Genomic DNA, 18132 nt, shown 5'->3' with positions numbered 1-18132 from the left:
TGGATACTTTTACGGCTTATGGCACACAATTACTCTTGCCCTTTTCCAATAAAAGGCTTGGCTTTGACAGTATCAATATCATTGATCCGGTTTATACGATGCCTTTAATCCTTGGCTTGCTCGGTAGTTTGATATTCTTCAAAAGCAAGCCTTCAAGGGCTTTCTTCAACTACGCCGGGATTGCCATTAGTAGCCTCTATCTGATAAGCACTTTGGGTATCAAAGCGCATGTCAACCACCACTTCAGAGAAGAATTAGCGGAGCAGAACATTGCTTATGACTCCCTACTCACGATGCCTGTAGGAATAGCCAGCATTTCCTGGTACGGCGTAATAAAAGCAGACAATGGTCTGTATATGAATAAATATTCAATGCGGAGTGATAATGACAGTAAACCTGTTTTTGAATATTTTCCGACAAATGAACACCTCTTAGATAAAATCCCCTCAAACGCAGCTGAAACAATGCGTTGGTTTGCCAAAGGCTATTACACCGTCACCGCCAATCAGGATAAAATAAGAATTTACAATCTACAGGTTGACATGAGAGGTATTGTCAGAGAAGGGGATACAAAAGCACCGACAATGGGGTACTTCGAAATAACCCCACAAGGTGATGGCGGTTTTGTTTTTTCATCCGGAGCGCATCAGGAATGAGTGTGAGGTAGCGAGAGATTTAATCTAAAACATAAAATTCGATCATTCTTTCATTAGGAGTCATCCATTTAGAAAGCATGAAATACAATCCGTGATCGGTTTTAAAATAATAAGCATCCTTCTCTTCGCGCATTTGCAGTTGAGTGTCCGTAACATTCATAATATTATCCAGTAAAAAGTATGCTCTTTGGGCAGTTAAATCCACACGATAGCATTGGCTGCGGTCTCGTTGACGAGTAATTAGATAGTACTCCTGCTGGTATTCGAAAAGGGAAAAACGGTTCACTTTTCCCAGGTTCCTTACTCCTGACAAATCCAATACTTCATTATTAAAGTAGGCATACAAATTAACATCCCCTGGCCCCTTGGTACTCATATAAACCAGCAAACTATCTGCTTGAGCTACACGCGACACCCTGTCCAGTGCTTCACTAAACGAGACCTGCTCCGTCGCTTGGTCTACCACGATGAATTTATCTTGATAGGTAGCAGCCTTACCTATTAATAAGACATCCGCACCTAGTTGAATACTCCTTCTACAGCAGCTTTCCATCTCCGTTGTATCGACGGGTAAAGGCAGTACATTACCTTCGTTTCCTACTTTATACAACCAGCATTCCTCATAGCCTTGGTCCTGACAAATATCCCTCGTCACTTCTTCATTTTTATAGGACAACGAGTGATCGTCATATTCACTGATTTGCTCCAGTTTTTTAGTGTGCAAATTCAGTTTCCAAAACGACGCTGAACGAAAATACTTCTGACTGTAATTGTCAGGTATCCCTTTATTCAACATCTTGATATACAGTAGGGAGTCAATCTTTATTTCTGGTCTAAAATGATAAAGCCCACGAGGGAAGTAGGTCACACGATGCAAGCGACCTTCGTAATCTGCGATATAAAGCTGGTGATCTTTAGTCGCTTTATCATAAGTGTTAAACACAATTAGGCTATCGTAGACAATTGGATTATGCACCCTAAAAGTATACTCCTCTTTAATGAAAGGGTGCAGCGTCAAATCGCGGGCATCGAAATAGAACAATTGACTTGAATGGTCTTTAGTCCTTATGTACACCAATAGCTTCTCTTTAAACCAACGGGGATAATGGGCGGTGATCGTAGTATCTCCTCCCAGTTGCACCAATTCCGGGCGATCATTACGGTAAATCCAGTATTCATTTTTGACGCTTTTAGGTAGAAAAACGCCGCAAGAGTCATTCAGTTTAAAATAAATATTGTTGAAGAGAATCGATGTGGAATCCAGCTGCTCAAGGTTTTCAGAAACAGTCTTATCCAGGTGATTAGGGATAAGCGACGAAACCCTGCCTTGATGAATCTGGTAAACGTGATTTATTGCCACTTTCACCGGGCCACCGTTGCCGCAGTAATTTCCTGGTGCGGGAATGAGTTGGCCTTGATTAAATAATATTTTATTATCCACTAAGGCGGGATGACTTAGATAACTATCCTTATCCACCGTCATGCTGTAGACTTTCCGTAATGGTTGGGCCAACACTTCAACGGCCGTCAAAATGAAGATCGAGATAGTAAATAGTAGTATTCCGCATATGAATAGCGTGCTCTTTCGATTCATGATATTATCCTTTAGAGCTTGGTGGTCTGTGTTATTCCATTCAATTCCCCACTTACCTCAACTCCTCCTCTACATGTACTTTCAGGCTATTTACTTTCTGCGCGGTTTGAGCATAGAAATACATTATGAAACGGCGATTGGCCTGAATTTTCCACAGATAAGATAGCAATACTTTTTGCTCACTATCAGATAGGTTAATGGGGGTATCCATTCCGATAATATTCCCCTTTTCGTCGAAGGTGAAGTTAGGGGCCAGAATATTGTTGATCGCCATGAAGTAGTTATCCTGGAACTGCATTTCCTGGTATTCTTCTTCGAATTTCCTCAAGGTCTGATAATCATATTCGTACAGGGAAATGACTTCAAAGCGCAAAGAATCATTCTCTAACAGCTCCAACCCTTTAGATTTTAAAGCCTCGTAACCTGATACGTTTTGGATGGAGATAAAATCGCGGGTCAGGCCCAGGTAATGGATCATCACCGAGTCGGTATTCACCTCTTGACCTGTAATGATTCGCCGCCAATATTTACAGGCCTCAATGCCATCTTCGTGGCCTTTTACGTTGACATTGATATCTTCAATATCCTTTTCTAGGCCATTAGCTATCTCCACTAAAATTTTATTCTCAGTAGTAGCATTGCGCTGGTTATCGTTCCAGTTGTTCAGCGCAAAGGCAGCAATGACGGCAATAAAGATGGATAAAAACTCAAAGCCGTATTTTTTCCAGTTTACTTTCTTCATCATGACTTGGTTATAATTATCCAATAAGTGACAGATATATTTTCCGCAATGACCGCCGAGCTGTTGTCGCTGGAAGTACTTGCATCTTGGCCCCAAAGGCAGGTGCAACTCAAAAAGGCGAGGAGTAGAAAAACGGCGCTTTTCATTTTTCAGAGTTTGGTGTCGTATGGATTGAGTCTTTTGAGTAGGTAAGATAACCACTCTTTAATGATTGGCGCAAGGCTTTGCCCACAAACAAAAAAAGCCCACTTCCAATCGGAAGCGAGCTTTTTTAAGTGACCCGTACGGGATTGACCACAAAAACACAAGGTTTTGATAATCAATTAATTAAACTACACATCTAAATTACTTTAGGGGGATTTTAGAAGAATCTCCATTTAAATTATCTTTTTCACCAACATTTCGTTGGGTGCCCTTCCTGTCTCGCTTGAAGTGGAGAAGGAATTTTAGCATACTAAACAAACTGGAAGTCGTTTTTTCAGATGGATCATACGCACGCTCGCGCAACCGACGAATCTGGTCGTCAGAAAGGTTTTCCATAGGGATATGTAGTTTAATCTAAATCGGAGGGCCAAAATAAAACAAAAAGTAATATAAATTAGCTGAATTAAAATATTTAACACAAAATGTGTCTGTTTGCAACTTTACACTGATCTAATACTTTCCTTATCCTACTATCTCTAAAGCGGGTTCAGTCCTCCCCCATCTACCATCCGCTTCATCGTATCGAAGAAGGCGCGCTTAAAGGACTCATCCTTGGCATTTAGGCGGTAGAGCTCTAGCTCTTGTTTCCTTTGCTTGGCCAACACTTCGTCGATCATTTTTTTCAACGCCAGATCGCGGTTCTGGGTGTCGGGGTTGTCCGCGAATTTGGACTGAAAGTCGGGATGGGCTTGGATGTGTTTGGAGATTTGTAAAAACTTTACTCGTTGGTCTTCGGGCGTAGCATCCCAGCCTTGGAACCAGCGTTCGTTAAACGTCCGGATAATCTCTTCGAGCGGGTCTTTTTCTTCTTCGGGGCCGTGCGCACCGCGTGGGTTCGGATTCTGGGGGGCTAGCTCCGTTTCGGCGTCATCCAGGCCGATTTGGTGGTTGAGCTTGGTGCGCTCCAGGCCATAAGTAGACAAGTCTACGGATTCCAGGATGTCGTCGATCAGCTGTTGGTCGGGGTCGGTGATGACAAGAGAAGGAATCAGGAATTTCAGGAACCAGAACAGCTTTTCCCAGGCCAGTACTTCGTAAGGGATGATCGCCGCCATCTGGCCATAGATTTTCACAAACTGCTTGGCCTTGATCTTGAAGTCTGCTTTCTCGTCTTCTTCCAGTTCTAATTCGTGACTGAAACGGTTAGTTGCTACCTGGAGGATAGGACTAAGCTCTTGGGCATCTACCCCCGCAAAGTATTTCTCCACAAAGGTTTCTACCTCCGACCACTCATATACGCCCACTTCATCGAGTACTTCTTTGAGTTCGTGTAATACGCCTACGTCCGTAGCTTGGCTCAGCGTGGTGGACGTGTAGAAAGGATCGAAAGCTTGCTTGATGTCTTCTACGTGGTTGAAGAAGTCCAACACAAAGATGTCCTCGGTTTTCTTGCCGTATTTGTTGGCCGAACGGTTCAAGCGGGATAGCGCCTGCACGGCCAGCTGGCCTTGCAGCTTCTTGTCGACGTACATGGTACACAGCTTGGGCTGATCAAAGCCCGTGAGGTATTTGTTGGCTACGACCAGGAGGCGGTAGTCGTCTTCCTCAAATTTATCACGTGTGTCTTTTTCACCAAAGCCGTTCATTTCGGCTTCCGAATACTCGATGCCATCTACCAATTTCTTACCCGAGAAAGCAATGGCGACCTTGAAAGGATTCCCCTTTTCGGCCAAGATGCGCTTGATGGCCAGGTAATAGCGAATGGCCGCTTCGATGTTCTGGGTGATGACCATCCCCTTGGCGTGGCCTTTTAGTTTTTTGGTATTCACCACTTTGCCCAGAAAATGCTCCATCATGATCCCCGCTTTGGTGGCGATCGTTCTTTTATCGGCCTCTACGTAGGCCCGTAGTTTCTTTTGGGCTTTGGTAGTATCAAAGAGAGGATTCTCTTCAATCGACTTTTCGATTTCGTAGTAGCTCTTGTAGGTCGTGTAATTGGCCAGCACATCCAGAATAAAGCCTTCTTCGATGGCTTGCTTCATGGAATAAAGATGGAAAGGCTTGAAAGTGCCATCCGCCTGCTTGACGCCGAAGCGTTCCAGGGTAGCATTCTTCGGGGTAGCGGTAAAAGCCAGGTAAGAGGCATTGCCCTTCATCTTGCGGGCTTTCATGGCCGCAATAATTTTATCCTGGTTATCCGTCACTTCTTCGATGCCCATGGCCTCGTTCATCTTACCGGCGGCGGTGCCACTTTGCGAACTGTGTGCTTCGTCAATGATGACGGCAAAGCGCTTATCACTCAGATCAGCAATGCCGTCGACGATGAAGGGAAACTTCTGGATGGTGGTAATGATGATTTTCTTACCCTGCTCCAGGCTATCCCGCAGGTCTTTGGAGGAAAAAGCGGGGGCGACGATGTTTTTGACTTCCGAAAACTCTTTGATGTTTTCCCGCAGCTGCTTATCCAACAAACGCCGATCGGTGACGACCACCACAGAGTCAAAAAGCGGATCGTCTATGCCTTTGGCACCGGGAATACCCGTTCGCTCCGGATAAGTTTCGATGAGCTGGTAAGCCGCCCAGGTGATGGAGTTGGACTTGCCCGAGCCCGCCGAGTGCTGGATCAGGTACGTCTGGCCAGTGCCGTTGGTACTGGCGTGCGCCAGGATTTTCCGCACGACATCCATCTGATGGTAGCGCGGAAAAAACAGTGTTTTGGTAGCAATCGGGTCTTTTACCTTACCATCAAAACGCACGAAGTGCTGGATCAGGTTGGCCAGGCTTTCTTTGGTGAAGACTTCTTCCCACAGGTAGGCGGTCTTGTGCCCGAAGGCGTTAGGCGGGTTGCCCTTGCCGTGCTGGTTTCCTTTGTTGAAGGGGAGGAAGAAGGTGCTGCCTCCAGCCAGCTTGGTAGTCATGTACACTTCCTCGGTATCTACTGCAAAATGTACCAGGCAGCGACCAAAGTTGAGCAGTGTTTGCTTGGGGTCGCGGTCTTTTTTGTACTGCTTGATGCCGTGGACTTTGGCCGTTTGGCCCGTCCAAGGATTTTTGAGTTCCAGGGTAGCTATGGCGATACCGTTGAGAAACAAGACCATGTCGATTTCCTCTCGCGTGTTCTCCTCGTGGTAGCGCACCTGCCGGGTAACGCTGAAAGCATTGTGCTGAAAATTATCTTTGAGCGCCTGGCTGCTACTGGCCAGTGGTAGCTGATAGAAGAAGGTGAAGTGTGCATCTTCTACCCCCAGCCCTTTGCGGAGCACCCGCAGTACCCCGTACTTTTTCACCATGCGGTGGTAGCGTTCCAGTAGCTTGAGCCTCCAGTCGGCAGAACGCTGGAGCTTGGCCAATTCTTCGCTTTGGGTACTTTCCAGAAAGTGCCAAAAACGCTTTTCATCTAGCGCGTACTTGGCGTTAAAATCCTTGGCCCAACCAATATGAAAGCCCTGGTGGGTACCGTAACCAACGATGGCCTCCTGTGCTTCGCTACCAGCGGCTTTGATCTCTTCTAAAGAAGTACCGGTGAGCGCCTTTTCGATGGCGGCTTCCAGGGCTTGTTCGTTGGTTTTACTGGGCATCTTATCCTACTTTTATTTTGCCGGTAACCGCACTATCAATCAGCGTGGCTTTGTATTCTTTTAGTTTGGCGATTTGGTTTTCCAAAAGAAAGACACCACGCTCTATTTTTTCTGACTCTTTTTGAATATAATCAACAATCTTATCTTGCTCCTCAGAGGGAGGCGTAACCATAAATCGTTTTGCAAGACTATTAAACCTTATTCGAACTGCTCTTTGTCTTACAGCACCACCGATAACCAAAATGTATTTAGAAAGAGCCATTTCTCTTAATAGGTAGGCGAAATAATAATTTGAAGTTCTACTTTTTATTTTGTTACAAACAATATATTCAGGTGTGCATTTTCCATCAGAGTCAGACACTCCAATTGCTCCCTCAAACGCATCCATTGAATTAAGAACTAGTTGACCTTTTCTTACTCCTTGAAAACCATTTTCTAATATTGCTTCGGTATAGCCAGTTAGTCTTCTGTTACTTCTTAATGTTACTTGACCATCTCGATATGAAGTGACGGTGCCATCCCCCTTTCTGGGAGTTAGTTTACTTTGCGTAAAAAGATTTTTGAATCTTCTCACCTCCCAATGCTTCGGAATCTCCCCAATCCATTCCACCCCCGAATCTTTCATCTCCACCTCCATGTCTAAGTCTGCCTTCTTTCGTTCTTCGGCAGGCAGGCCCTTGGTGACGGCCTGCTGAATGATGATTTGCTTACGCTCCTGGAGCAGCTCAATCAGCCGCTCTTTCTGGGCGATGGCCAGGTCGATCTTGGCGGTTTTCTCGTCCAGGAAGTTGGCGATGGCGGTTTGTTCGGGGAGGGGAGGAAAATTAACATCAAAATTTTTAATCAATGAGATAGCGACTCCCCCAATTAGTCCACTCATGGATAAATTGAACTGAGTTATGAATGGCTTTGATTTGATTAAGTAAAAAATATATTTGTTATCAATCTTATCCGTACTTTTGAAACAAGCTAGCTTATTTACAAAGCAGACATCTTCATTTGTAAATGTGATTTTTTTTCCCGCACTTCCTCCTTCTATACATAGAAGTACAGAACCCTTGGGAGCTACTTTGTAGCCTGCTTTTTTTGGTATTCTAAGACCATTCTCATAGTTAACGGAAGCGTCGTTAACATTAATATCCTTGGATGATATATAGGCTAGATCATCAAGATTATCTGAGCTAAACTTTTTCTTTAAAGTTTCATTTAAACTATCTCCATTAAAAATATTGCAAACAAACTTCAACTTTATAACCTCCCAATTAGTGGGGGTTTTACCTATGCAATACTTTTCTGAATCCTTATAAGTTGGATATTTTTCAAATATGGTTGGTTTCATCATTTTTCTACTTACACCAAGTTTAAAATATCCATAATCAAGCCCTCATTCTCCCGTTCCAGCTCCAGGATGTCTTTTGAGACCTCTTCCAAGCTCCGCAGCGGCTTATGCTGGTAGAAGTATTTGTTGAAGCTGATCTCGTAGCCCATTTTGGTTTTGTCCAGGTCAATCCAGGCTTCGGCAACGTGAGGTTTTACCTCGCGCAGGAAGTAAGGATGGATGTCTTCTTTGAGCGGTACGTTTTCGGTATCTCGCAGGTCACTTTCGCTTTCGTAGCTGAGGTACTCGTCTTTTTTACCCGTGGGGTAATAGCCGTAGTCGGGTAGCTCAGCAGCGGTACAGTCCAGGTGGTGGAGCAGTTTTTCCAGCTTTTCACCACTAAGCTTTTGCTTTTTCTTGATGACCTTTTCCGCACTTTCATCGTACCAGCTGATGGCATTGTAGATGGCATTCTTTTCAGTGGCCGATAACTTCATTTTCCGCTGCTTCAGCTCGCGCGCTACCAGGTCTTGAAAGGCATTGAAGTCACGGTACTCCTCCGTCCCGATGGCTTCCAGCAGCAGGGTGGCCGTATCCAGCAGGTCCCGGTATTTTTGCCAAAAGCCAGGGGTCGTCAGCGCCTTGCGCTTTTTAGCGTTCAGGTTCAGCTCATTGCTTTCACACCAGGCCAGGATGTCTTTGCTGAGCGTTGGCAGTTCCGTATACAATTGCTCCCCGTAGGTTTCGTAAGCCCACTGCATCGGTTCGCGGAGGCTTTTTTCGTAACGGAGCTCGGCAATACGGTCCGTTGTGAACTGGGCCTTCAGGCGTTTAGGCCGCTCGATCGTCACCTTATAGTAGCCAAAGTCATTGTTGTCAAATAGCTGGGCAGCCAGGCCGTCTTCCCCTTCCCGCTCGATGGCGGCAAAATCTTCGTAGGCCGTCACAATCTCGCGGATGTGGTCGGGGGTAAACTCGCAGTTTTTATTGCCCAGGTTCTTGCGCAATTTGGCGTAGCGGCCAGAAGCGTCGATCAGCTGTACCTTACCGCGCCGGTGAGTGGGTTTGTTGTTGGTCAGCAACCAGATGTAGGTCGTGATCCCCGTATTGTAAAAGAGGTTATTCGGCATTTGTATAATGGCCGCGAGGTAGTCGTTTTCGATGATGTAGCGGCGGATATTGCTTTCTCCACCACCGGCATCGCCCGTAAACAAGCTGGAACCATTGTGTACCGAAGCTATGACGGAGCCCTGGGGACTTTGCTTCAGTGACTTCATTTTGGAAACCATCTCCATCAGGAAGAGCAGCTGCCCGTCGGAAGAGCGCGGTGTAGCGGCACAGTCCTCCGGATTGCTCCAATAGTCGTTCAGCACCACCTCAAAGCGAGGGTCAATGATGTCTTTACCGTCTTTGATATACTTCTGCTCCGTCGCCCAGGATTTCCCGTAGGGTGGATTGGAGAGCATAAAGTCAAAAGTAGTCCCCGCAAATTCATCGGTAGATAAGGTAGAACCTACCCGGATGTTTTCTGGGTTATTGCCCTTGATCATCATATCCGACTTACAGATGGCGTAAGTCTCGTCGTTGATCTCCTTACCGTAGAGGTACACATCGCCGCTGGCTTTGATGATCCCATCTTCGTCTTTGATGAAGTTCTGGGCTTCCGTCAGCATCCCGCCACTACCGCAGGCCGGGTCGTAGATGGTCATCACGGGTGGGAGATTGTCCTTGTTGGGTTCAAAAACCAGATGGGTCATCAGGTCAATCACCTCGCGGGGGGTAAAGTGTTCTCCGGCTTCCTCGTTGTTGTCTTCGTTAAACTTCCGAATCAGCTCTTCAAATACGTAGCCCATCCCCAGGTTCGTCAGGGCGGGTAGCCTTCTGCCATCGGGGTCTTCTACCTCATTGGGCGTAAGATTGATATGGGGGGAAGTAAATTTCTCCAGCACATCGAGCAAGACGTCCTTGTTGGCCATGTGTTTGATCTGCGCCCGGAGCTTAAACTTCTCGATGATCTCCTTCACATTAGGGCTAAAGCCGTTCAGGTATTCCTGAAAGTTACCTTCCAGAATCTGCTGGCTGTTGGTAGCCGTATCTTTGAGGCGCTGCAAGGTCCACTTGCTGGTATTGTAAAACACGTACCCGGAGGCATCGCGCAGTCCGGTTTCATCCCATTCGGTAAAACCGGCTTCCTCCCGCTGGAAACGCAATTCTTCCATGACGGCCTCCTTGGTCGGCTCCAGGAGCACATCCAGTCGGCGCAGCACAATCATAGGCAGGATCACATCGCGGTATTTTCCGCGCACGTAAACATCTCTTAAACAATCATCGGCAATCGACCAGATGAAGGAAACTAATTTATTGTGGACAGCTTGGTTCATTTGTTTTTTTTGGAGCTCGTTGTGATAAGGGTTTACGTCTGACTGCTTAAATGGTTTCGCAGTCTTTCAAAACCACAAGTATATCTTTACTGACGAAAGGTAAATAATTAATGTTGGGGGTGCAAGTAGAAGATAAAGGGCTTGAGCCACGTGCGTTGCGTGGGGTGGTTTTCAGCGTCAATCTAATCCATGTAAATCCCTTTCAATCATTTGAGAGAATCGTTGAAATTGAGCATATTGAGGTGCATCCACGATTAGTTCATCCCAAAGTTTTTTTGCTTTTAGAAAATAGCTTCTAGCTTCATTTTTGTTTTTAAGTTGATCCCTATTAAAAACGCCTAGCTTGGCATAAGAGATCGCCAAGCCGTTTTTAAAACTCACATTTTGGGGATACGATTCGTACAGCTCTTGTCCTAAGCGCGAACGGTCTTCAAAATATTTCAAGGCCTCCGACAAATTGCCCAACGAGCTGTGCGTCTCACCCAGTTTAGAATAAGAGATCGCCAAGCCGTTTTTAAAGTCAGGATTTTCAGGAGCTCTTGAAATCAGACTATTTAAAACACCCTCCATCCTTTGGTAGGCTTCCATGGCACTAATCAAATCGCCGATATTTTCGTGGAAGTCCCCTATATTTTGGCAGAGCCTGGCCAGGTCAAAAGTTGGATGATGCACTGCGTTGATAATGGATGATGCGTACCGGATAACTACCAAGGTAGCTTCATAATTATCTATATGTAAAAGGTCATTATGGGATAAGACTGTTGCCAGAGTATCAACCAGTTGCTCACAATCCTCTTGGAGTCGATCGCCGTGCTTTACCTTCACCACATCCTGGACAACCTGATTAACTTTAAACGACTTATCTTCCTTATTGTATTCTATCCAACCCTTTTGAGCAAGGGAGAGCACCGGAGCTTTTAATTCGGTGTCTGGTAAAAGGTCTTTAAGCACTTGGTAGGTAATCCTTTCATTAGGCAGCACGGCAAAAATGGAAATCACCTTTTTTTCATCTTCTGGCAGCTCCCCCACATTGTACATTGCACTGATAATCGCTTCCGGGCTTTCATCTCGCAATCCGGTACCTTTGGCTTGATAAACGGTGCTAACCATCTCGCTTTTGCTCATCGCCAACAGGCTGTCCTGGATGTCCTTCAGGAGCTGATGTAGATCGTATTCCGGCTCCAGTTCGTTGAGCCGTTGGAGGTTTTTGGCAAAGAGCTCCACGATCAGAGTATTGTTTTCCACCGCGATAATGATGTCTTTCAGTAAATCATCTTCGCTCTCCTGATGATCCGGATAATGTTTTTTGAACAATTCCACCGCCTCTTTTTCGGGTAGTCCTTTTACGGGAAATAACACCGCATCCTCAAATTTGGAGATGCGGGTGGTAAGCAGGATATGGAAGTTGGTACAGCTGCTCAGGTGCTGAAAATTGGTTTTAAGGTCTTCCAGCTCGTTGGCATTATCAATGACCAACAGACAAGTTTTTTCCAAATTGGCCAGTCTGGTCAGGAGTAGGCTTAGGCGCTCTTCAGTGACCATCTTTTCGTCAAACTTCAGTCCAAGGGTTACGGCCAAGAGCAACAAGGCATCGGCTATACTTTTTTCGCTGAGTACCCAGGCTACATGGGTATATTCGTTCTGATACTTCTGGTAATACCGGGCGGCCAGGGAGGTTTTGCCTACCCCACCAGCACCGTTGACTAGGAAAAGGAGGTTTTCTCCAGCAAAAAGTTTTTGATGCAGGTTGGCCAGTTCTGTTTCACGCCCCAAGAAGTCTTTGGAATAGAAAGGGGGCTGAGTAAGTTGCCGAGGGATACGATTCTGGGCCTCGTAATGGTGATGGTGTTCGATATCCCCAATATGCGTATCACGCCCAGAAGTAATGGAAGAGCCAAGGACTACGTTTTTACTATTGACGATGGAAATAGCTTGCCTTAATTCTTCTTGAATAGTAGGTTCTGCCGTCTGTTTCTCCACTTCAGTCAGTAAATCCAATAAACCATGGGTGATTTTGTTTTTAGTAACAGCACCTTCCTTGTAACTTATTACACCTAGTCGGATCTGCTGCAAAACATCACTATGCCGAGCAGATTGCAAAAGCACCTCATTTAATTTCGGACTATTCGCGAGTACTCTCTGTAAGCGGGTAAGGGCCTCCTCTAATTCACCTTTCGCGATCAATTGACGGATATCTGCTACGAATGTTTTTGTGGTCATAGGTATTATTAACAGATTCTTCTCAAAGCTACTCCCCCCCCTACTCTATTATCCCCCACCTCTTGGCCCGCTCCGGATCGACCTCTATCACAAAGTCTTCCAATATCTTGATCCGCTTACGGAGCTCACTATTCAATTCCTCCAATACCCCATCTTGCTTCTCTTCATCCATGCTGCCATAGGGTTGGTCTGGGCGTGGGTACTTGGGAGCTTCTTTAGACAAATCTGTTAATGCCAAGTCTTGTAAGCTTACCTCAAATAGGTCAGCAAGCTGAATAAGCTTACTGACCGGAGGTTCACTGTCTCCTTTTTCGTAACGAGTGATTTGATTACCTACAATACCTAAATGATCGCCAAGGTCTGCTTGGGTCAAATTCAGCCGTTTTCTTAAAAGCTTGATATTAGTATGTATATACATTACAAATATTAAAATATTTGTTTTTAAGTAACTTTCCTACTTAAAAATTTGATTTACTCATTTAAAGTGAGCTATATTTGTATCGAAGCAACTTTTAATAGCAAAAATACACATTCGTTTTTACAAAAGAATATTTACCCGGCAAAACTTGCGTCTTGTCGGGCCTGCAAAGCAATGCCTTTAAAGTAGGGAAAGCCGGAAGATTATAGACCGGATGGCCTACAGATGATAAGTGTAATAACTGCATTGAAGTTGGATCGTGAACGGGATTTACGCCCTAAAGATAAAAATTAAATTCATGACAGCAAGAGTAAAAATGCCAAATGTTAAGTCTACTATCCAACGCTGGGTAGAAGACCAGATGGAGGCTAACGAGTTGAATAAACAGGAGTTAGCCATTGCTTTGGACATTTCCAACGAACAAGCTACACGCCGGTTGAATGGTTCCAGCGATTTCAAGGCTGCCGAATTGATCAAAATGGCCCGACTCTTCAATAAGCACTGGTATTACGATATCGTGCGTCCATTTGGTGTAGGCAAGGATGAAATCACCCTGGATCAAGCAGAAGATCTTGCCAAGGAAGAAGGCAAAGACTGGGACCTGGTTGATCATATTGCCTAAGCTAAGGGGTCGGCGAAGAATAAGTTGTCCTTTTCAGGCGAGCCATCTTGCCGGCAGACGAGGCGCGAGGAGGACGCATAGCCCAGCTACGCAACCGACGAAGCAACGAAGTATGGCGGCAAGAGGGCAGCATCAAATGGGGAAGTTATTCTTCGCCGAACCCTAAGGCTCCATCACTAGAAGTTCATCCCTGTTAATTCATTTTTTGTGGGATTATGATTTGTAACCAGTGTGGTCCGGTAGTGAGAGCGCCGGGCCGCCTTTTAAAACTAATTTTCTTCAATGACAACTACTGCTACTTTATCGCAAGATATTTTGGATGCCTTGAAGCTGAATAACCTGCTATTGCTACAGCAGCAAAGTAGTCAATTGCTGGAAGGCACCGGACTTGATCAAAAGGAGCTTAGGATCGAGCGAATGAAGCAGGAGTTTGAGCGCAGAGCCATGTTACCCGAGGACTCTCGTCCGCCGTGGGTATCTCAAGATGAAGCTGCCTGGTTGCTGGGTATTGAAATAACCCCCAGTGACCGGCAACGTCGCAAAATTCGCTGGCTCCACCAAAATGGTGAATTAATTATCACTAACGGTGGCTCTAACTCCCTGTACTTTCTACGAAAAGAGGTCATGGAGCTCAACCAAAGAATCATCAACGAGGAGATCATTGTACCTACAAAATTTTGATTGAAGTACCACTTGGAAAGGGGAATCCAATGAGCAGCAGGAAACACTAGTCAACGGTTCCCGGATCAGCTTACCGGCGCACAGCAAAGGATCAAGCGATGCCGGGAGCCCTGACTAACACATACAAGGGGAGCATGGAGCCTCGATCATCGGGGTGGCCAGAGAATGATACTTAACATTTCATTGGGCGCTCGATCCCGCCCTCCTCTTGCAAGATTAAGAACTACTTAACTGAATAAGCAATGAACCTAAAAACATATGGTAATTGGTCGCAAGGAACACGCTCAGGAAAGGCTACTGTTCGCATAAACAGGAATGGAGAAATCTCCCTTAGTACCATCGCGGTTAAAAATCTGTCTTTAAATGTTGATGCAGACCGACTATTGATTAGGCGATTAGAAGTAAAAAGGGATTTTGCAGATGCCTTTGATCTACCCGAAATACAGTGGTTCATATCGGTAGTTCCTGCGCATAGCGAATTTTATGAGGATGCAATAAAAATATCTTCTTCCCAGCATATAAACGGAGCGCGTTTTTATTGCAAATCTGCTGCCTCAGATTTATTAGATGAATTACAGGTTTATGAAAAGGGTGTTACGTTGCAAATTGCAACTATACCTAGTGAAAGAATTTCAGGAAAGGAGCATGAGCAAGAAACTGCCTATGCCCTAATCACCGCTCCATACCTCGCTAAAATCAAAGAAAAAAACATTCGTCGTGCGCCCAATGTACGCATCCCTATTGCGGATCGTATGGCCACGCTTATGCAAGACGAAGCCTAACGTGACGAGTGCTGGCCGGATCGGTTCGCTAGTGTTGCTCAGTGCCTCACCTGGATGTGATGGATGCTGGTTAGCTCAGCTCGCTTTTTCGGCCAGTGCCTCACCAGGCAAAAATTATTCATATACGCTTATATCTTTTGAAGTCACGGGAGCAACGTATCGCTTAGGTGTTGCTCCCGCTTTAAATCATTAACCATGGAAACGCCTACGATTTTCACGAACCGGGACTATGATTCCTTGCAAAGCCCACCGCCTAAAAAGGGTAATGGTAATTCTTTCATGCTGATTACTGACCAGCTAGTACAAGTTGGTGACATTATTCAGTGGACAAGCTACAAGCCAGGCACAAAAAAAAGCTTTCAGTGGTATAAAGTGACTGGAATTATTGACCAGAAGCACCGATCAACCTATATGAAAGGCCCATTGCTGGGCGTAAACGCTTCCCAGTTTTTCAACAAGGTCATTGTCGAAGCTGACATCGTAGCGGAAACCTACACTTTAGAAACCAACGCGCTTTAAAGACGAAACGGTCGAAATAGGCGGGCGGTAGCCAGGTATGGTTACTGTCCCGCCTACTCCCTGAAAAAACAATCATTCCCATGTGTAAGACCCAAACAGCACAATACATTTTTGAGCTTCACCTGAAAAAGAGTAAGCGAGATTGTCTACGCCCACTGATTAATCAATACAACCAGGGACGACCTCTACGCGAGCAACTAAGGAGTGCTCACATTAAATTAGCTGAGCATATCCTGAACCTTTACTATGCACGATTATCAACAGCACAGGGCGCAGGTAGTCGTGTTTTATTACCCGGCCAACCTCTGCCTACGCTACGCACCAGTAACGGCGCTCTAGCTAATGAAATGAGCTCATGTAAGCGTACTATCATAAATCTTCGCCAACGCCTGGAGGATGCCGGAATAATCGCCTACGCGGCTTGGCACGGCACCAACAGCAGCTACGAGCTGGATATCAATCCCATGGCGATGCACCTGCAAACCAAGCAGGTAAGCGACAATCACAACAGCCTCTTTTTTTCGGTCGAAGTGAAAACTTTGCGCCATATAGAGACAGGTAACCTGTTACAGGATACTAATAAATTAATAAATAAGAGCGGCGCACCGTCTCCAACAGGCACTGATAATCAATCATTTACGGTCATCAAAGATGTGGAAAACACTCAAAACGTGTGGAAAGAGCCTAAAGAGCCTGTTGAAAACGCTGCATCGGAATCCGCACAGGATACTTTTCGACAGGGTAACGAAACGATCGAGATTCGCACCCGCGACCAAGGACAGGAACTCTCCCCCCCAAGTTCCGCCGCGCCCCCCCGCTGGGAACCAGCAGAAACATTGCCAGGCGACTTGCAGGAAGCTTTGAGTCACATTGAGGACATCAAAGACAGAAACGAAGCTGAGCGGATCGGAAGGTCAGTATGGGCTTATGCCCACCAGGTTCTTTTCAGCGACAAATGGCTGAGCGACAATGTGAAAAGAGAAGCACAAATTGCTATTACGGAATATCTGGCTTGGTATAATCAGCCAGGCGGCTACCAAAAAGCTAAAATTATTCTTCGTCGAAGGATAAGAATGGTTCGCGGCTGGCTTGACCGTGATCCGGCTCTTAAGAAGCAAAAGCTAGGTGACCTGGATAGTGTACGGCCAACACGGTGGATTCCACTACCGAATAAATACTTCGATATGCGTAATGAACACGGATTTCACAAGACGCAGCAGTGGTACAATGATAGCCAAGCAGCTAAAATCAAGTCCCAGCGTGATGAAGCTTTGAACAGAGCTATGGATCAGTACGAAAAAAGCCTTTTGGCTGGTGCTCAATACGGGCCAGATCAAGCTTATCACGTGCTTACGCAAGAACTTAGAAAAAAGCACGGAAGTGCTATTATCCGCGAATTTCAAGAGCGTATTGCTCAATTACAAACTGCATAAATCAATAAAATGGCTTCACAAAACTCAACTCCATCAACAAGAGACACTAGCAAAGGCGGACGATTTGCTTGCAAAATCTACTTTAAAAATCATGTGCAGGGCAGACCTCCTTTTGCTATGAACAGCAAGACCTTTGAGGACTCAAACCCACATAAACTTGAGAAATATTTTGCCAGAATGAAAGGATTGGTTTCAGGTGAGCGTAGTAAGAAAAACGGCGAAAACTGGCGTGGAACAATAAACTGGGCTGCTATCTATGAAAATAATCATTCCAAAATAGCAGAATTCAAGGACTGGGACCATGATGGTCGAATGTACTGGAAGGATTTAGTCTGATAATTATTCACTCAATACCAACAACAAGCAACCGCATGAAAACTCGCGAACAAGTAGAAAACCTAAAGAAAGTCTGGCTGGAAAACTCAAAGTCGTTTGACTTGGCCAGCGTCGAAGGTTACGAAGAATACCGGGACGAGCTGGCGGCCTTCGTTCGTCGCCACCAATCTGCTACCAGCAATGAAGGCTCGTTGGGCATCCTCCCCCAGATACTGCTCACGTCTATCCCTGCCCTAATCGGTGGCCTTACGGGTAAAAGTCCGCAGGAAACCATGGAGGAGATTGCCCTTCCCCTGATCAAAAAGATGATCCGCGAAGCGCCGGAGCCACTGAGTGAGCCCCTGGTGCAAGGCTACTACGAGCAAATCGGCTTTGATGCCTACCAGCGGGCGCACTACATCCTGACGGGCCGCGAGAAGTTCGCCAAAGCGAAATGTCCCTGCGCGGCTTGCGCGATGAATCGAATGGAGGAAGAGGAGAAAGAGTAAGCTTGTCATCAACGTCATCCCATGTACTACTATGCACAGAAAACTACTACACCGGGCTTTCGCCCAACTGGGCCAATGGGCCTACAATTTCAAAGTCTGGTGGGAAGAGAACGTGCTGGGTACGTTGGATCGCTGGGCAGATTATTTCAACCAAGAAGAGCAGTAATTATACAACTTCAAAATACACGCAGGATGTTAATGGAAATTCCTAATCAACCCG

At 45.7% G+C, this 18132-nt stretch carries 17 protein-coding genes; 9 read left to right on the top strand and 8 right to left on the bottom strand.

Going from position 1 to position 18132, the window contains the following annotated elements; all coding sequences use genetic code 11:
• The coding region (locus tag ACRBG0_RS13720) for a metal-dependent hydrolase (protein WP_431487441.1) at nucleotides 1-656 on the top strand (656 nt) is incomplete at its 5' end.
• 19 nt (nucleotides 657-675) lie between these two features.
• On the opposite strand, the gene ACRBG0_RS13715 is transcribed toward ACRBG0_RS13720, so the two are convergent.
• The 8 genes from ACRBG0_RS13715 to ACRBG0_RS13680 all read right to left on the bottom strand — a co-directional run bounded on the left by ACRBG0_RS13715 (nucleotide 676) and on the right by ACRBG0_RS13680 (nucleotide 13051).
• Complete coding sequence (locus ACRBG0_RS13715; protein ID WP_431487440.1) at nucleotides 676-2250, bottom strand: hypothetical protein; 1575 nt, start codon at nucleotides 2248-2250, stop codon at nucleotides 676-678.
• Nucleotides 2251-2302: 52 nt separating this feature from the next.
• Nucleotides 2303-2995: a hypothetical protein gene (locus ACRBG0_RS13710; protein ID WP_431487439.1), complete on the bottom strand. Its 693-nt coding sequence runs from the start codon at nucleotides 2993-2995 to the stop codon at nucleotides 2303-2305.
• Between the two features lie 342 nt (nucleotides 2996-3337).
• On the bottom strand, nucleotides 3338-3532 hold the full coding sequence (locus ACRBG0_RS13705) for a hypothetical protein (RefSeq protein ID WP_431487438.1): 195 nt from the start codon (nucleotides 3530-3532) through the stop codon (nucleotides 3338-3340).
• 140 nt (nucleotides 3533-3672) lie between these two features.
• Nucleotides 3673-6714, bottom strand: coding sequence for a type I restriction endonuclease subunit R (locus tag ACRBG0_RS13700; protein ID WP_431487437.1), 3042 nt, complete (start codon nucleotides 6712-6714; stop codon nucleotides 3673-3675).
• A gap of 1 nt (nucleotide 6715) precedes the next feature.
• Nucleotides 6716-8056: a restriction endonuclease subunit S gene (locus tag ACRBG0_RS13695; RefSeq protein ID WP_431487436.1), complete on the bottom strand. Its 1341-nt coding sequence runs from the start codon at nucleotides 8054-8056 to the stop codon at nucleotides 6716-6718.
• Between the two features lie 8 nt (nucleotides 8057-8064).
• Nucleotides 8065-10413, bottom strand: a complete 2349-nt coding sequence (locus ACRBG0_RS13690) for a type I restriction-modification system subunit M (protein ID WP_431487435.1) — start codon at nucleotides 10411-10413, stop codon at nucleotides 8065-8067.
• Between the two features lie 177 nt (nucleotides 10414-10590).
• Nucleotides 10591-12633, bottom strand: a complete 2043-nt coding sequence (locus ACRBG0_RS13685) for an NB-ARC domain-containing protein (protein WP_431487434.1) — start codon at nucleotides 12631-12633, stop codon at nucleotides 10591-10593.
• A gap of 40 nt (nucleotides 12634-12673) precedes the next feature.
• Nucleotides 12674-13051, bottom strand: coding sequence for a helix-turn-helix domain-containing protein (locus tag ACRBG0_RS13680; RefSeq protein ID WP_431487433.1), 378 nt, complete (start codon nucleotides 13049-13051; stop codon nucleotides 12674-12676).
• A 298-nt stretch (nucleotides 13052-13349) separates the two neighbouring features.
• Between ACRBG0_RS13680 and ACRBG0_RS13675 the strand changes: the two genes are divergently transcribed.
• From ACRBG0_RS13675 to ACRBG0_RS13640, 8 genes are all read left to right on the top strand, one after another.
• Entirely contained in the window at nucleotides 13350-13673 is a 324-nt protein-coding gene (locus ACRBG0_RS13675) for a helix-turn-helix domain-containing protein (protein WP_431487432.1), read from the top strand.
• 282 nt (nucleotides 13674-13955) lie between these two features.
• Nucleotides 13956-14354 carry a hypothetical protein gene (locus ACRBG0_RS13670; protein ID WP_431487431.1) on the top strand — a complete coding sequence of 133 codons (399 nt, stop codon included), beginning with the start codon at nucleotides 13956-13958 and terminating at the stop codon, nucleotides 14352-14354.
• Between the two features lie 242 nt (nucleotides 14355-14596).
• The gene (locus ACRBG0_RS13665) at nucleotides 14597-15136 is read left to right on the top strand and encodes a hypothetical protein (protein ID WP_431487430.1); all 540 of its coding nucleotides are present in this window, start codon (nucleotides 14597-14599) and stop codon (nucleotides 15134-15136) included.
• A gap of 195 nt (nucleotides 15137-15331) precedes the next feature.
• Nucleotides 15332-15655: a hypothetical protein gene (locus ACRBG0_RS13660; RefSeq protein WP_431487429.1), complete on the top strand. Its 324-nt coding sequence runs from the start codon at nucleotides 15332-15334 to the stop codon at nucleotides 15653-15655.
• Nucleotides 15656-15735: 80 nt separating this feature from the next.
• Nucleotides 15736-17088, top strand: a complete 1353-nt coding sequence (locus ACRBG0_RS13655; RefSeq protein ID WP_431487428.1) for a hypothetical protein — start codon at nucleotides 15736-15738, stop codon at nucleotides 17086-17088.
• Nucleotides 17089-17097: 9 nt separating this feature from the next.
• Complete coding sequence (locus tag ACRBG0_RS13650; protein WP_431487427.1) at nucleotides 17098-17424, top strand: hypothetical protein; 327 nt, start codon at nucleotides 17098-17100, stop codon at nucleotides 17422-17424.
• A 35-nt stretch (nucleotides 17425-17459) separates the two neighbouring features.
• On the top strand, nucleotides 17460-17912 hold the full coding sequence (locus tag ACRBG0_RS13645) for a hypothetical protein (RefSeq protein ID WP_431487426.1): 453 nt from the start codon (nucleotides 17460-17462) through the stop codon (nucleotides 17910-17912).
• A 31-nt stretch (nucleotides 17913-17943) separates the two neighbouring features.
• Nucleotides 17944-18078 carry a hypothetical protein gene (locus ACRBG0_RS13640; protein WP_431487425.1) on the top strand — a complete coding sequence of 45 codons (135 nt, stop codon included), beginning with the start codon at nucleotides 17944-17946 and terminating at the stop codon, nucleotides 18076-18078.
• The last annotated feature ends 54 nt before the right edge of the window (nucleotides 18079-18132 follow it).

Origin of the sequence: Lewinella sp. (assembly GCF_050633125.1) — a bacterium.
GTDB lineage: Bacteria > Bacteroidota > Bacteroidia > Chitinophagales > Saprospiraceae > Lewinella.
Note: the sequence above shows the minus strand (reverse complement) of the source record. Positions and strands in the feature narration are given on the sequence as shown.

What these genes read in the sequence shown, in the direction of transcription:
- ACRBG0_RS13715 (WP_431487440.1), bottom strand. Translation starts at nt 2,250, where the DNA reads ATGAATCGAAAGAGCACGCTATTCATATGCGGAATACTACTATTTACT.
- ACRBG0_RS13710 (WP_431487439.1), bottom strand. Translation starts at nt 2,995, where the DNA reads ATGATGAAGAAAGTAAACTGGAAAAAATACGGCTTTGAGTTTTTATCC.
- ACRBG0_RS13705 (WP_431487438.1), bottom strand. Translation starts at nt 3,532, where the DNA reads ATGGAAAACCTTTCTGACGACCAGATTCGTCGGTTGCGCGAGCGTGCG.
- ACRBG0_RS13700 (WP_431487437.1), bottom strand. Translation starts at nt 6,714, where the DNA reads ATGCCCAGTAAAACCAACGAACAAGCCCTGGAAGCCGCCATCGAAAAG.
- ACRBG0_RS13695 (WP_431487436.1), bottom strand. Translation starts at nt 8,056, where the DNA reads ATGATGAAACCAACCATATTTGAAAAATATCCAACTTATAAGGATTCA.
- ACRBG0_RS13690 (WP_431487435.1), bottom strand. Translation starts at nt 10,413, where the DNA reads ATGAACCAAGCTGTCCACAATAAATTAGTTTCCTTCATCTGGTCGATT.
- ACRBG0_RS13685 (WP_431487434.1), bottom strand. Translation starts at nt 12,633, where the DNA reads ATGACCACAAAAACATTCGTAGCAGATATCCGTCAATTGATCGCGAAA.
- ACRBG0_RS13680 (WP_431487433.1), bottom strand. Translation starts at nt 13,051, where the DNA reads ATGTATATACATACTAATATCAAGCTTTTAAGAAAACGGCTGAATTTG.
- ACRBG0_RS13675 (WP_431487432.1), top strand. Translation starts at nt 13,350, where the DNA reads ATGACAGCAAGAGTAAAAATGCCAAATGTTAAGTCTACTATCCAACGC.
- ACRBG0_RS13670 (WP_431487431.1), top strand. Translation starts at nt 13,956, where the DNA reads ATGACAACTACTGCTACTTTATCGCAAGATATTTTGGATGCCTTGAAG.
- ACRBG0_RS13665 (WP_431487430.1), top strand. Translation starts at nt 14,597, where the DNA reads ATGAACCTAAAAACATATGGTAATTGGTCGCAAGGAACACGCTCAGGA.
- ACRBG0_RS13660 (WP_431487429.1), top strand. Translation starts at nt 15,332, where the DNA reads ATGGAAACGCCTACGATTTTCACGAACCGGGACTATGATTCCTTGCAA.
- ACRBG0_RS13655 (WP_431487428.1), top strand. Translation starts at nt 15,736, where the DNA reads ATGTGTAAGACCCAAACAGCACAATACATTTTTGAGCTTCACCTGAAA.
- ACRBG0_RS13650 (WP_431487427.1), top strand. Translation starts at nt 17,098, where the DNA reads ATGGCTTCACAAAACTCAACTCCATCAACAAGAGACACTAGCAAAGGC.
- ACRBG0_RS13645 (WP_431487426.1), top strand. Translation starts at nt 17,460, where the DNA reads ATGAAAACTCGCGAACAAGTAGAAAACCTAAAGAAAGTCTGGCTGGAA.
- ACRBG0_RS13640 (WP_431487425.1), top strand. Translation starts at nt 17,944, where the DNA reads ATGCACAGAAAACTACTACACCGGGCTTTCGCCCAACTGGGCCAATGG.